The sequence below is a fragment of the Tardiphaga sp. GW821-FHT12E02 genome, assembly GCF_058807155.1.
In genome coordinates, this window is record NZ_JBXAQK010000001.1 from 5,406,773 (window position 1) to 5,420,131 (window position 13,359).

Here is a 13,359-nt window from a genome sequence, read left to right on the forward strand (position 1 = left end):
ACCGCCGGTGTCTACTGGATCTCCCGCGTTCGCGGGATGACAAACGGCGCCTTGTCTTACGCTGACGCGCCCTTCGCCTTCGGCCGGCGCAAATGCTCGTCCAGCCGCGGCATGATCTCGACGAAATTGCACGGCCGCGTGCGATAATCGAGCTGCGCATTCAGGATGCCATCCCAGCCGTCTCGGCAGGCGCCCGGCGATCCCGGCAGGCAGAAGATGAAAGTCGCACCCGCGGTGCCCGCCGTAGCGCGGCTCTGAATCGTCGAGGCGCCGATCTTCGCGTGGCTCAGCATGTGGAAGGCGATGGAGAAACCATCCATCCGTTTCTCGAACAAAGGCTCGATCGCCTCCGGCGTCATATCGCGGCCGGTGAAGCCGGTGCCACCCGTCGTGATGATCGCATCGACGCCGGGATCGGCGATCCATGATTTCACCACGGCGCGGATCGCCTCGACATCGTCGGTGACGATCTCGCGCTTGGCCAGCACATGCCCCGCAGATGTCAGCCGGTCCGCCAGCGTCGTGCCGGATTTGTCGTCATCGAGCGAACGCGTGTCCGAAATCGTCAGCACAGCGATGTTGAGCGGGACGAAAGCCTTGGCGTCATCAAGAGACATGAAAGCAACTCCGGTTTCGGATCCTCCATGCAAGAAGCGCCGGATCAGCGCCTCATGCATGGACCTGGATCGGATCAGGCTGAATTAGAGCTGATTCGTCCCGAACGTATTGCAGGCCTGGATCGTCCCCTGCTGATACCCGACCATGAACCAGCGCTTGCGCTGTGCGGCCGAGCCGTGAGTGAAGGAGTCCGGCACCACGCGGCCCTGCGCCTGACGCTGCAGCGTATCATCGCCAATGGCGGCTGCGGTCTGCAGCGCGGCGTCGATGTCGCCGGCTTCAAGGAAGCCGGGACGCTTCTTCTCTTCGCGATTGACCCAGACGCCGGACAGGCAATCCGCCTGCAGCTCGACACGCACCTGCAGGTTATTTGCTTCCGCCTTGCTGCCGGCGCGCTCCTGCGCCTGCGTCACTTTCGGAATGATACCAAGCAGGTTCTGTACGTGATGGCCGGCTTCATGCGCAATGATATAGGCCGTGGTGAACTTGCACGCATTGCCCGAGCAACCGCGGAATTTGGTTTCGACCTGACGGAAGAAGCTGGTGTCGAGATAGATCTTCCTGTCCGGCGGGCAATAGAAAGGCCCCATTGCTGACTGCGCGCGTCCGCAACGCCCGCCATTGGTGGCGTTGCGAAACAGCACGATCTGCGGGCCGACATATTTCTGGCCGCTCTCGCGGAAAATCTCGGTCCAGCGATCATCGATCTCGCCGAGAATGCCGGAAATCATGCTGCCCACTTCATCCGTCGGTGCGCCCGACTTCGGTGGCGATGAGCGGCGATCGGTCTGATAGGTCGGCGCCTGCCCGCCGCCGGTGAAAATCTCTGCGCCTGATATGAGCAAGCGCGGATCGATGCCGAGCGCCCAGCCGACAAGGCCGAGCACGAGCACCGTGCCGATACCGAGACCGCCCCCACCGCCGGGAATGCCAAAACCGCCACCACCGCCGCCGCCATAACCACCGCCATCATCGTCGCGACGGTCGTCGATATTGTCGCTGCGACGGAAGTCATCGTAACGCATCGGGTAATTCCTTCATTTCAATTCGCAGCGTTTGAACCAATTGCGGGACACAATTGAAAGAGACCGCAGCATAACGCGCAAACAGCGCAATCTTTCCATCACGTTAAGCATAAGCATTAGCCTGCCCGGCAAAACTTGCCTAGCGCGATTCCATTACCAGTTAAGTCGATTTTTACTTTGCCCGTTCACATTACCGGTCAGTCGGTTGTTTAGTCCCGCGTCGCCGACAGCGTCGCCTGAGTCAGAGTAATTGAGTCATGGTTGGTTCGCGTAGCGGGGCGTCCCTGAGGACGTCCCGCACACAACTAGAGTCTGCCCTCGAGCATCGTATCGTCGTTGGCGATTGCGTCGCCGAGATGTCAAAACTGCCGGCTGGTTCGGTGGATCTGGTGTTTGCAGATCCGCCCTACAACCTGCAACTGAAGGGCGATCTGAAACGCCCTGACGATTCCCATGTGGATGCCGTCACCGATGACTGGGACAAGTTCTCGTCATTCGCGGCCTATGACGACTTTACGCGTGCCTGGCTGCTTGCTGCCCGGCGCGCCATGAAGCCGTCCGCCACTCTGTGGGTGATCGGCTCCTATCACAATATTTTCCGCGTCGGCGCGATCATGCAGGACCTCGGCTTCTGGGTCCTCAACGATATCGTCTGGCGCAAGTCGAATCCGATGCCGAATTTTCGTGGCCGGCGCTTCACCAATGCGCATGAGACCATGATCTGGGCCGCACGCGACGAGAAAGCGAAGGGTTACACCTTCAATTACGAAGCGCTGAAAGCCGCCAATGACGACGTGCAGGCACGCTCCGACTGGCTGATCCCGCTCTGCACCGGCGACGAACGCCTGAAAGGCGGCGACGGCAAGAAAGTGCATCCGACCCAGAAGCCGGAAGGCCTGCTCGCCCGCGTGCTGCTGTCATCGTCCAAGCCCGGCGATCTCGTGATCGATCCGTTCAACGGCACCGGCACCACCGGCGCTGTCGCCAAGCGGCTCGGCCGCTCCTATATCGGCTTCGAACGCGACCGCGTCTATGCCAAGGCCGCCGAAGCGCGGATCGCTGCGATCGAACCGCTGCCGGAAGCGACACTCGCCCCGTTCATGACGGCCCGCAGTGCGCCGCGTGTTGCCTTCGCCGAACTGGTCGAACGCGGGTTGATCTCGCCCGGCACCAAGCTCGTCGATGCCAAGAAGCGCCACGGCGCTCTGGTTCGTGCGGATGGTGCCATCATGTTCGGCGACAAGGTCGGCTCGATCCACCGCATGGGCGCCATGGCCCAGGGTGCCGCCGCCTGCAATGGCTGGACGTTCTGGCATGTGGAGACCAAGAAGGGCCTGCGTCTGATCGACGAACTCCGCGCCGAGATCCGCAGCGAGATGGGCGCAAGCTAAGCGCTGCATATCGCGATATCATCGCAAGAGCCGGGCCTGATTTGGTCCGGCTCTTTTTGTTTTGATGGACGCTCAGCCCTACGGCATCGCTCCAACAAAAAAGCCGGCGCACAGGGTGCCGGCGTTTTCAGTCGATCCTCACGACGATCAGGCCACTGCCGCCTGATGCACAAGGCTTTCGCGCGCCTGGCCGAGATAGCCGCGAATCTTTCGCGTCAGCAGTCCCGATTGCGACGACAGGTCGTCCGAGGCCTCCATGGTCGAGGTGGCGAGTTGTTCGGTGCTCTTGGCGGTCTCGGCCAGCGACTGGATGTTGGCCGAGATCTCGCGGACCACCGCAAAGGCTTCATCGATATTGCGCGCGATATCTGCCGTCGCCGATGACTGCGCCTCCGAGGCTCCGGCGACCTTGCTTGTGATCTCGTTGACCTCGGCGATCACGGTGCCGATCTCGTTGATCGACGCACTCACCTTGTCGGTGGCCGACTGCACCTGGCCGATTTCCTTTTCGATCTCGGCCGTGAAATTCGCCGTCTGCGTCGCCAGCGCCTTCACTTCATGCGCCACGACAGCAAAGCCGCGGCCAGCATCGCCGGCGCGCGCGGCCTCGATGGTCGCATTCAGCGCCAGCAGATTGGTCTGGCTGGCGATGGCATTGATCGAGGTGACCACCTCGCTGATGCGCGCTGCCACATGGCGCAGCACGTCCACATTGCCTGCGGCATCCGCCACGCGCTCCACGGCGCGGCCGGCAATGGCGGCCGAACGATTGACGTCGGCACCGACTTCGCTGGCGCTCGACGACAACCGCGCCGTCGCCGAGGCCACCGACTGCATATTCGCCGCGGCCTGCTCGGATGCCGCAGCCACCGACGTGACGCGCGACAATGACGAGGATGCGCCGGTGCGCAGATTGCCGGCAGTGCCGTTCATCTCGGCCGCGCCGCTATCGAGTGCGGAAACGATGCCGCCCACCGCAGCTTCCAGCTCTGCGGTCTGCTTCTCGAACTGCACGATGCGATCGGCGATCTTGTCGGTGGCTGCGTTCATTGCCCTGGCGCCCTGCAGGAGGCCGCCATGCAGCCCGCCCGGCAGGATCCGGCGATAATATTTGTTGTCGTTGAGGGCAGCCATCGCAGCCGTCGACTCACGAACAAAGGCATCGCAGCCGTCGATCATGTCGTTGATGCTGTGCAGCAGCTCGCCGGTGACGCCGCGCACGGGAATATCCAGGATGCGCGCTTCGAAATCGCCCTGCGCGATGCGCTCGCAAGCGATGCGCCCTTTCTCAATCAGTTTCGCGGTCTTGCCCATCAGTACCAGAGCCAGCACAGCCGCCGCGAGCGCAATGCCTTGCGTGACCATGGCGACGGTCGAGAAGCCAGCGAATTGCAACACCAGCCCGAGCACCAGGCCGGCGATGACGACGAGCGTGCTAAGCTGCGCGCGGGAAAGAAAACATAAGTTCGTCATAGCTGACTTTCTGGGATGCAACGAAATCAGTGAGGGCCTTGAAGCCTGCGGCAAGCGATTCCTTGCCGTTGACATGCCGTTTCTCGATGGCGAGCACCTCGGCATAGAGCGGCGCGATCGTGGTCCTGATCAGATCGGGCGACGGCACGCGGCGATTGGAATGATAGCCGATGAGCTTGCCCTGCAGATCGTAGGACGGCGTCACATGCGCAAACACCCAGTAGTGGTCACCCGTGGCCGCCATATTCTTCACGAAAGCGAAGATTTCGCGTTTCGCCTCGACGGTGTCCCACAGCAGCTTGAAGACGCTGCGCGGCATATCCGGATGGCGGATCATGCTGTGTGGCTGGCCGATCAGATCGGCCTCGCTATAGCAGGCCATCTTGCAGAACAAACGGTTCACATAGGTCATGCGACCTTTGAGATCCGTCTTCGATACAATCAACTCGGACGCCGGAAAAAACGTCTCGCGGCCGGTCGGTTTGATCTGATGGGACATCTTTGGCCCTGAACCACTTCACCTAAATGACAATGCTAACGGTATTAGGGGAGTGCGCCTGAATTTTGCGTTAAGGCTTCATCCACCATGCCAGCCACGCGTCAGCCCGATCGGGCGCCCGTTCGCTACGCGGCAATCCGGTTGCCCCCGCCGGCGGTCCCATGCGATGACCTCACGCAAATCAAGGGGGAGGCAACATCATGACCGTTCTCATCGCTGGCGGTGGCATCGGCGGCCTGACATTGGCACTCAGCCTGCATCAGATCGGCATTCCCTGCCGCGTGTTCGAAAGCGTGTCCGCCTTGAAGCCTCTCGGTGTCGGCATCAATGTGCTGCCCCATGCGGTGCGCGAGCTCATGGAGCTCGGTCTGCACGACAAGCTTGATGCCGCCGGCGTACGCACCCGCGAACTCGCTTACTTCTCCAAGACCGGCAAACCGATCTGGAGCGAACCGCGCGGCATGGAGGCTGGCTATAAATGGCCGCAATTTTCGATTCATCGCGGCACGCTGCAGCAGATCCTGCTCGATACCGCGATCGAACGCCTTGGCGCCGACAATGTTCTGACCAGCCATCACATCACCGGCTGGACCGAAACCGATGACGGCATCCGCGCCGATTTCATCGATCGCGCCACCGGCGAGCCTGCCGGCAGCCATGAGGGCACGCTGCTGATCGCCGCCGATGGCATCCATTCCGCGATACGGCAAAAACTCTACCCACAAGAGGGCGCACCGATCTGGAACGGTCGCATTCTCTGGCGCGGCGTCACCAAGAGCAGACCCTTCCTCACCGGCCGCACCATGATCATGGCCGGCCACGAGATCCTGAAATTTGTCTGCTACCCGATCTCGAACACGCCGGATGCCAACGGCGATTACGACGTCAACTGGATCGCAGAGCGGCATATGCCGCCGACTTATCAGTGGCGCCGTGAGGACTACAACCGCACGGCCAAGCTCGACGAGTTTCTGCCCTGGTTCGAGAACTGGACATTCGACTGGCTCGACGTGCCCGGCCTGATCCGCAATTGCCCGCATGCCTATGAATATCCGCTGGTCGATCGCGATCCCGTCGATCGCTGGACCTTCGGCCGCGTCACGCTGATGGGTGATGCCGCACATCCGATGTATCCGATCGGATCGAATGGTGCCTCGCAGGCCATCCTCGACGCCCGCGTGCTGACGCGCGAAACTCTCGCAAATGGCGAAGTCCCTGCTGCGCTCGAGGCCTACGAAGCCGAGCGCCGGCCGGCCACCACCGACCTCGTGATGCTCAACCGCAAGAATGGTCCGGAACAGGTGATGCAGATCGTCGAGGAACGCGCGCCCAATGGCTATGGCGTCGTGACCGAGGTGCTTTCTCAACAGGAACTGGAGGATATCGCGGCCAATTACAAGCGCGTCGCCGGATTTCAGGTCGAGGGGCTCAACGCGAAGCCGCCCATCGTGCCGGCGCCGCCGGTCTCACAACTATCCAGCGCAGGATGATGGAACTCGCGCGTTAAGGCGTATTCAACCGTCTCGATTCATCAGGGATTCAACATGATCCCATGGCAGGTTTGTACCGTTAGGGATTGGCAATTCGCATCTGTCAGGACTCGGCTATTCGTTAGTCCAAGGCTTGGTTATGCGTCACCTACTCAGTAAAGTTGCCGAGCGCATCCGCGCCATCGAGGATCACTTCACGGTCCGCGCGCATATTACGATTGCATTTGCAGTCATGATCGTGGCGCTGGTCGGCGCATTGGCCACGGGTGCTGCTCTTGTCAGCTATCGCAACACGGCCGAACTCGTGAATACGCGCCTCGCAGCTGTCGCCTCCATCACAGCCGAGCGGCTCGATCGCTACATGGCAGTCCGTCAGCAAGAGGTACACCTGTTCTCGAAGCTCGAATTGTTGCAAGGCCTATGGCAGGGCGATCATTCCACCTTGCGCAAGACGCTTGAGCAACTACAGAGTTCGTTCAGCGATTTCGCCTGGATCGGCTTTGCCCAGCCGGATGGCAAGGTCGTCGCTGCGACCAAAGGCATGCTCGAAGGAGCATCCGTCGCGCAACGTCCATGGTTTCGCACCGGGCTGAACGATCCCATGGTTGGTGACGTCCACGAGGCCGCATTACTGGCATCGCTTCTGGCCAAGCGTGCCGACGGTGAACCGCATCGCTTCGTCGATATTGCACTCCCCATTCGCAACGCGGACGGCGTTCTGATCGGTGTGCTCGGCGCGCATCTCGATTGGCAATGGGCCCAAACCGTCATCGCACGTTCGGAAGCGACCGATCAGGAATCCGATACGACATTGACGGTCGTCTCGAAGACCGGCACGGTCCTGGTCGGCAACGGCATGAACACAACACGCTTTGCCGGCGATAAGCTGGCCACGATCCTGCAAACACGCGCCGGCACTTTCGCTGAGAAAGTGGGCGAGCAGAACAGCCTGACCGCGTATTTCGTCGGTAACGGACATCGCGAATATCAGGGCCTGAACTGGATCGTCACGGCGAGCCAGCCGGCCGATGTGGCCCTCGCTGCAGCCGTTCACTCGGCGAAGAACATCCTGTTTATCGGCGCAGCCGTTGGCCTGTTCGGCATGGCCCTCGCCTTCCTGATCGCGCAACGGATTTCGAATCCGATCCACGCGATAACATTGGAGGCAGACCGTATCGGCCGCTCCTCTGGCCCATCCATGCTGCCGCGTCAGCGCGGCTCGCTTGAAGTGGTGCAACTGACACAGGCGTTGCGCTCCCTGCTTCGTCGCATCGGCTTTGCCGAAGAGCGCACCAAGGAGGCCGAACTGCGCGCCACCGAGAACGCGCTGCAATTCAAGGACGACCTCAGCAAGCTGCGGCGGCTCGCCGATACCGATTATCTCACCGAGCTGATGAACCGCCGCTCCTTCATCGTCGCGGCGAATGACGCGATGGAATTCGCCGTGCGATACAAGCGCAGCATCGCGACGCTGATGATCGATATCGATCATTTCAAGGTCATCAACGACACCTACGGCCACCATGTCGGTGATATCGCCATCAAGAAGATCGCCGAGATCGTCCAGAGCAACATCAAGAGCACCGACCGCGCCGCGCGCTTCGGTGGCGAGGAATTCGTCGTCCTGCTGCGTGAGGCGGATGAGCGTACTGCGCAGGCGCTCGGTGACCGCATCCGCCGCGCCGTCGAACTCGCCATCATCGGCGAAGGTGAGATACGTCTTTCGGCCACGGTTTCTGTGGGTGTGTCTCTGATCGCCGATAGCGACCGCGACGTGCAGGACATGATCGAACGCGCCGACCAGGGCCTCTATGTCGCCAAGAACACCGGCCGCAATCGCTGCTTCGTCATGCCGGCAACCGAAGAACGCGGCATTCGCGCCGCCTAATCATCCAGTCCTTGCGCAACGACCTTGCGCATGAGATTGGGGAACGCTTCACCGTCGAGCGTCGCAATCGGCACCCAGCGCATTCCTTCCGGCGCCTTCGCGCGCGCTGGCACACTTGCGGTATAGACCACGAGCTCGAGCGGAAAATGCGTGAAGACGTGCGACACGACACCGACCTTGCGGTGCCACGGTGTCGCGCTTTTCAGCACCGGCGCCTGAGCCAGCGCATCTGCATCGTCGTGGCCGGCGAGCCAGTCCGACGTCGGCACTTCCGTCATGCCACCGAGCAAGCCCTTCTCGGCGCGGGTACGCACAAGCAATTCACCTTGACGCGTGACGACGAAAGCCGCGCCGCGGCGGAGCAACCCGCTCTTCTTCGGCGCCTTGCGCGGAAACGTCTCTTGATCGCCTCGCTCCCTCGCCGCGCAATTGTCATTGACCGGGCAGAGCGAACAAGCCGGCTTTTTCGGCGTGCAAATAGTGGCGCCGAGATCCATCAACGCCTGCGCACTGTCGCCGGCGCGTGAGGGCCCAAGCAGTGTCGCGGCCAGCGCCACGATCGTCGGCTTCGATTTCGGCAGCGCCTCCTCGACAGCATAGAGCCGCGACGTGACGCGCTCGATATTGCCATCCACCGGCATGCATTGGCGCTCGAAAGCGATCGCCGCGATGGCGGACGCCGTATAGGGCCCGATGCCAGGCAGCGCCCGGAGGCCTTCCTCGGTGTCGGGAAATACACCGCCATGGTCACGCAACACGGCGACCGCGCAGGCGTGCAGGTTGCGCGCACGGGAGTAATAGCCGAGCCCGGCCCACATCCGCAGCACGTCATCCTGCGATGCCCGGCCGAGATCGCCGACGGTCGGCCACCGATCCAGGAATTTCATGAAATAGGGCCCCACCGCCTGCACGGTGGTCTGCTGCAGCATGATCTCGGACAGCCAGACCCGATAGGGATCGACGCTTTCCCCGGGGAGCGCCCGCCACGGCAGCCGGCGGCGATGGCGGTCATACCAGGCAAGGATTTGCGCGGGACGCTGCGTGGCGGCGGCTTCCCCGCTATCCAACGGCCCGACGTCCGGGATCGCGGATTTCTTTCGTCTGCTGGCAGAGGCTGATAGACTCATGCCGACATGTACCCAAATCGGCCGTTCATGAACAAGCCCGGCTTCATCTCCGCAAAACCGCTCTCCGCCTTGCTCGGCGGCGTGTTTGCGGATGCCTATGCCAAACAGGGCTTTGCCTCACGTGAACTGGTGACCCGCTGGGCCGAGATCGCCGGCACCCAGGTGGCGCAATTCTCCGAGCCACTGAAGATCCAGTGGCCAAGGCCGGTGGATGGCCAGCCGCAGCAGGCCGCGACCCTGATCCTGCGCGTGGAAGGTCCGATGGCGCTGGAAATCCAGCATATGTCGGACATTATCCTGGAAAAGGTGAACCGCTTCTTTGGCTGGAACGCAGTCGGCAAACTGGCGCTCCGCCAGGCCCCGCTGTCGCGGGCATCGACCAGCCGCAAGATCAAGCCGATCGACCCGAATGCCATTGCAAGGGTGGCCGAGACCTTGCCGGAGGTCGAGGATGAGGCGCTGAAAGAAGCCCTGGCGCGGCTTGGAGCCGCCATCAAGCGAAGTTGAGGGATTCCAGCCCTATCGGGTTCCGGCATCCGCTTGCCACATTTGCGGTTTCAAGTTAGCGAAGCGAACCTTTCTCGCGCCAAATCGCACTTCGGAGCAGTCCTTTGATCATCACGCGCCGCGAATTCACCGCCGCTCTCGCTTTGACCGGCGCCGCCGCAGCCATCGGCCTGTCGCCGCTGCGGCTGATCTCCGAAGCCTCCGCACAGACCGCGGCCGATGTCGCCAAGCCAGTGTCGCTGCCGGACATGGCACTCGGCCCGAAGGATGCGGCCGTCACCGTGGTCGAATTCGCTTCGATGACCTGTGGCCACTGCGCGAATTTCAACGAGACCGTGTTTCCGAAGATCAAGACCGAATTCATCGACACCGGCAAGATCCGCTACGTGTTCCGCGAATTCCCGCTCGACATCAAGGCTGCCGCCGGCTCGATGCTGTCGCGCTGCATCGCCAAGGATGATGCCGGCAAGTATTTTGCCGTGGTCGATATGCTGTTCAAGCAGCAGAACGAATGGGTGATGAAGAACACCGCCGAGACGCTGACCCGCATCGGCAAGCAGGCCGGCCTCAGCCAGCAGCAGGTGGAAGAGTGTCTGAAGGACCAGGCGCTGCTCGACAAGATCGCAGCTGACCAGAAGTTTGCCAATGAAGTCCTCAAGGTCAATTCGACCCCGACCTTCTTCATCAACGGCGAGATGCTGCGCGGCGAGCAGACCTTTGACGAATTCTCCAAGAAGATCACACCGCTGCTGAAGAGCTGAGGCGGTTTTTCACGCACTCAGAACGATCATGGCCGGGCGCAGTCCCGGCCATTTTTTATGGGGCAATGCCTCTGTGTTGCCGCAACGGCCGCAAGTTTGCCGCAAGCGGATACCTGCCAAAACCCGCGCAAACGCCAAATTTCTTGCGGCAATCCTGTGGCAGCACGGCGGCGGCGAATTTCTCGGGAACGGACCGGACTCGGCTGCGTTGAAACCGATTGAAACCGCCGGCGCTGCGTCCCCGTAGCTCTCCTATTGCGCCCTTCGTGTCCCCGGAACTGCATCACCCCGACATGCCAGCACGCGCCCCCCACCTTCCCCATTACATCGAGCGTACCGCGTTGCAGAAGCTTTGCGCTGCGCCGGAATTGCCGGCCACGCATCTGCTGCCTGCCGGGCAGAAGACCCTGGCCAATATGATCCAGAAGGGCTGGATCGAATCCACCCCAGGCAGCATGGCGCGCTATCGCATCACCCCCCAGGGCGAAACCGCGCTGAAGGCGGAGATCCCGATGCCGCGGACGACGCAAGCCCGCGTGCGCTAGGCGCCGTATCGGAATTAACCATGTTAAGACCCCGGTAACGCGCATTAAGAAGTGCTTAAGCGGGAACTCGGCAATCTCCGGACATATTGCAAGGGGGGTGTCATGTTTGGAAATCTCGTCGTCGATTTTATCGGTCTGGCCTTTTTGGGCCTTTGCATTGCCGTGCTCGGCGCGCCGCAGCAGCGCCGGCCGGACGAACTGGCCCGCGATATCTGAAGCCGGCGCCTATGCCGCGCGCGGCATTTCGACATCCATCACCCAGGTGACACCGAAGCGATCGGTCAGCATGCCGTAAAGCGGCGACCAGCCGGACGGCCCGAGTGGCTGCAAGATGGTCGCGCCTTCGGACAGTTTTTCCCAATGGCGCGTGATCTCATCCGCGCCATCGCCCCGCACCGAGACGAAGAATGCCCGCTCGCCGGGATTCCACGCCATCCGCGCCTGCACGTCATAGGCCATGACGCGAAAACCGTTCGCGGAGGCCACCTGTCCCCAGATCACCTGATCGGCATCGGCCGGATCCTGCGCCTGGCCGGCCTGCGCATAGGTGAACAGCATCACCTCGCCGCCGAACACGGTTTGATAGAAGGCCAGCGCTTCGCGCGCATTGCCGCGGAAATTCAAATGGGTCGTGGTCGTCACAGCCATCACGGGCTCCTTTGCTTGATCGGATGCCCGCTGCTATAGCCCTGCCCTCCTGACAGTTTCCGACAGTAGGATATCTCCGGAGGAAGATTTGGCCCGCTCCGATCGCCTTTTCCGGCTCCTCCAGGCGATGCGCACGCTGCCCGCGCCGGTCACGGCCGCGCGGCTGGCGGAGGAGACCGGCGTCTCGCAGCGCTCGCTCTATCGCGACATCGACAGCCTGCGCGCCGCCGGCGCCCGCATCGAGGGCGAGCGCGGCTATGGCTATCGGCTAACAGAAGACTACGCGCTGCCGCCGCAGACATTTTCACGCGACGAGATCGAGGCGATCGTGCTGGGGATGGCGCAGGTCCAACACATGGGCGATCCCGCGCTTGCCCGCGCCGCCACGGACGTCCTCGCCAAGGTTGCCGCCACGCTGCCCGACGATCGAGAGCAGCATCTGCTTCATGCCATCTCGCAGGTCTATCGGCCGGATGCGCCGGAGACGCTGGCGCCCGATATCGACCTCATCCGCAAGGCCTGCTGGCACGAACAGGCGCTGGCGATCTCCTATACCGACCAGGCCGGCCGCGTCAGCACGCGCGAGATCTGGCCGCTCGCCATCGTCTATTCCGAGCGTGCACTGACGCTGCTCGCCTGGTGCTGCCTGCGCAAGGCCTTCCGCATGTTCCGGCTGGAGCGGATCGGCAAGCCGCAACGGACCGGCACGAGCTTCCGGCCGAAGCGCGCGGCGTTGCTGCGGGAATATCTCGCGGAGTTGCACGCACGATGACGTCGCCTCGGTTCACACATGGCGCTGGCGTCGCTAAGACATCAGCGTGATTGCAACAGGAGACACAGGCCGCATGGCGAATGACACGAGACTGCGCGCCGGCCAGTGCCATTGCGGCGCCGTGCGTTTCGAAGCGGTGCTGAGTGATGGCTTCAGCACCGTCCGCCGCTGCACCTGCTCCATGTGCCGCATGCGCGGCGCTGTGATGGTGATGACAGCAGCAGGCGGGGTCAACGTGCTGCAGGGTGCGGAGACACTTTCGAGCTATCGCTTCAACACGGGCGTCGCCCAGCATTTCTTCTGCGCGCGCTGCGGCGTCTACACGCATCACCAGCGGCGCTCGGACCAGACGTCATTCGCGGTGAATGTTGCCTGCCTTGATGGCGTGAGCCCGTTCGATTTTGTTGAAGTGCCGGTGAATGACGGCGTCAATCATCCAAACGACACGGGCAAGCCGCAGCGCATGGCGGGCACGTTGCGGTTTATTCCAGAGGAGTGAGGATCGAAGCCAATCAACTCAGTCCCTCGTGGTGAGGAGCGCGCATCTTCGCGCGCGTCTCGAACCATGAACTGTCCGGGCTCCGCGTTCGTGGCCATCCTTCGAGACGCGCGCCT

Annotated in this window: 14 protein-coding genes; 8 read left to right on the forward strand and 6 right to left on the reverse strand. The window is 62.2% G+C overall.

Going from position 1 to position 13,359, the window contains the following annotated elements; all coding sequences use genetic code 11:
• Positions 1 to 56 precede the first annotated feature (56 nt).
• Positions 57 to 617 carry a molybdenum cofactor biosynthesis protein B gene (gene moaB / locus AC1RQ5_RS25405; protein WP_493202671.1) on the reverse strand — a complete coding sequence of 187 codons (561 nt, stop codon included), beginning with the start codon at positions 615 to 617 and terminating at the stop codon, positions 57 to 59.
• Between the two features lie 84 nt (positions 618 to 701).
• A complete protein-coding gene (gene ypfJ, locus AC1RQ5_RS25410; RefSeq protein ID WP_493202673.1) occupies positions 702 to 1,643 on the reverse strand; it encodes a KPN_02809 family neutral zinc metallopeptidase in 942 nt (313 codons plus the stop codon).
• Positions 1,644 to 1,900: 257 nt separating this feature from the next.
• Here ypfJ and AC1RQ5_RS25415 point away from each other — a divergent pair, with 257 nt between their 5' ends.
• Complete coding sequence (locus AC1RQ5_RS25415) at positions 1,901 to 3,034, forward strand: site-specific DNA-methyltransferase (RefSeq protein ID WP_398481142.1); 1,134 nt, start codon at positions 1,901 to 1,903, stop codon at positions 3,032 to 3,034.
• Between the two features lie 147 nt (positions 3,035 to 3,181).
• Here AC1RQ5_RS25415 and AC1RQ5_RS25420 read toward each other — a convergent pair whose 3' ends face one another.
• Both AC1RQ5_RS25420 and AC1RQ5_RS25425 read right to left on the reverse strand, forming a co-directional pair.
• Positions 3,182 to 4,507: a methyl-accepting chemotaxis protein gene (locus AC1RQ5_RS25420; RefSeq protein WP_493202675.1), complete on the reverse strand. Its 1,326-nt coding sequence runs from the start codon at positions 4,505 to 4,507 to the stop codon at positions 3,182 to 3,184.
• Positions 4,470 to 5,006, reverse strand: a complete 537-nt coding sequence (locus AC1RQ5_RS25425; RefSeq protein ID WP_398481138.1) for a PAS domain-containing protein — start codon at positions 5,004 to 5,006, stop codon at positions 4,470 to 4,472. Before AC1RQ5_RS25425 ends, AC1RQ5_RS25420 begins: the two co-directional genes overlap by 38 nt.
• A 200-nt stretch (positions 5,007 to 5,206) precedes the next feature.
• On the opposite strand from AC1RQ5_RS25425, the gene AC1RQ5_RS25430 reads away from it, so the two are divergent.
• A complete protein-coding gene (locus tag AC1RQ5_RS25430; RefSeq protein ID WP_493202677.1) occupies positions 5,207 to 6,496 on the forward strand; it encodes a flavin-dependent oxidoreductase in 1,290 nt (429 codons plus the stop codon).
• A gap of 139 nt (positions 6,497 to 6,635) precedes the next feature.
• Complete coding sequence (locus tag AC1RQ5_RS25435; RefSeq protein ID WP_398481134.1) at positions 6,636 to 8,384, forward strand: sensor domain-containing diguanylate cyclase; 1,749 nt, start codon at positions 6,636 to 6,638, stop codon at positions 8,382 to 8,384.
• On the opposite strand, the gene mutY is transcribed toward AC1RQ5_RS25435, so the two are convergent.
• The gene (gene mutY, locus AC1RQ5_RS25440) at positions 8,381 to 9,511 is read right to left on the reverse strand and encodes an A/G-specific adenine glycosylase (protein ID WP_493202680.1); all 1,131 of its coding nucleotides are present in this window, start codon (positions 9,509 to 9,511) and stop codon (positions 8,381 to 8,383) included. The two genes, AC1RQ5_RS25435 and mutY, sit on opposite strands and share 4 nt — an antisense overlap.
• A gap of 27 nt (positions 9,512 to 9,538) precedes the next feature.
• On the opposite strand from mutY, the gene AC1RQ5_RS25445 reads away from it, so the two are divergent.
• The 3 genes from AC1RQ5_RS25445 to AC1RQ5_RS25455 all read left to right on the forward strand — a co-directional run bounded on the left by AC1RQ5_RS25445 (position 9,539) and on the right by AC1RQ5_RS25455 (position 11,324).
• Complete coding sequence (locus tag AC1RQ5_RS25445) at positions 9,539 to 10,018, forward strand: DUF721 domain-containing protein (RefSeq protein WP_493203568.1); 480 nt, start codon at positions 9,539 to 9,541, stop codon at positions 10,016 to 10,018.
• 104 nt (positions 10,019 to 10,122) lie between these two features.
• Entirely contained in the window at positions 10,123 to 10,779 is a 657-nt protein-coding gene (locus tag AC1RQ5_RS25450; RefSeq protein ID WP_398481129.1) for a DsbA family protein, read from the forward strand.
• 341 nt (positions 10,780 to 11,120) lie between these two features.
• Positions 11,121 to 11,324, forward strand: coding sequence for a hypothetical protein (locus tag AC1RQ5_RS25455; protein WP_493202682.1), 204 nt, complete (start codon positions 11,121 to 11,123; stop codon positions 11,322 to 11,324).
• A 225-nt stretch (positions 11,325 to 11,549) separates the two neighbouring features.
• Here the strand turns inward: AC1RQ5_RS25455 and AC1RQ5_RS25460 are convergent, their stop codons facing one another.
• The gene (locus AC1RQ5_RS25460) at positions 11,550 to 11,972 is read right to left on the reverse strand and encodes a VOC family protein (protein WP_493202684.1); all 423 of its coding nucleotides are present in this window, start codon (positions 11,970 to 11,972) and stop codon (positions 11,550 to 11,552) included.
• 88 nt (positions 11,973 to 12,060) lie between these two features.
• Here AC1RQ5_RS25460 and AC1RQ5_RS25465 point away from each other — a divergent pair, with 88 nt between their 5' ends.
• Both AC1RQ5_RS25465 and AC1RQ5_RS25470 read left to right on the forward strand, forming a co-directional pair.
• Positions 12,061 to 12,744, forward strand: coding sequence for a helix-turn-helix transcriptional regulator (locus AC1RQ5_RS25465; RefSeq protein ID WP_493202686.1), 684 nt, complete (start codon positions 12,061 to 12,063; stop codon positions 12,742 to 12,744).
• A gap of 73 nt (positions 12,745 to 12,817) precedes the next feature.
• Positions 12,818 to 13,243 (forward strand): GFA family protein, encoded by a 426-nt coding sequence (locus tag AC1RQ5_RS25470; RefSeq protein ID WP_493202688.1) that lies wholly within the window; start codon positions 12,818 to 12,820, stop codon positions 13,241 to 13,243.
• The last annotated feature ends 116 nt before the right edge of the window (positions 13,244 to 13,359 follow it).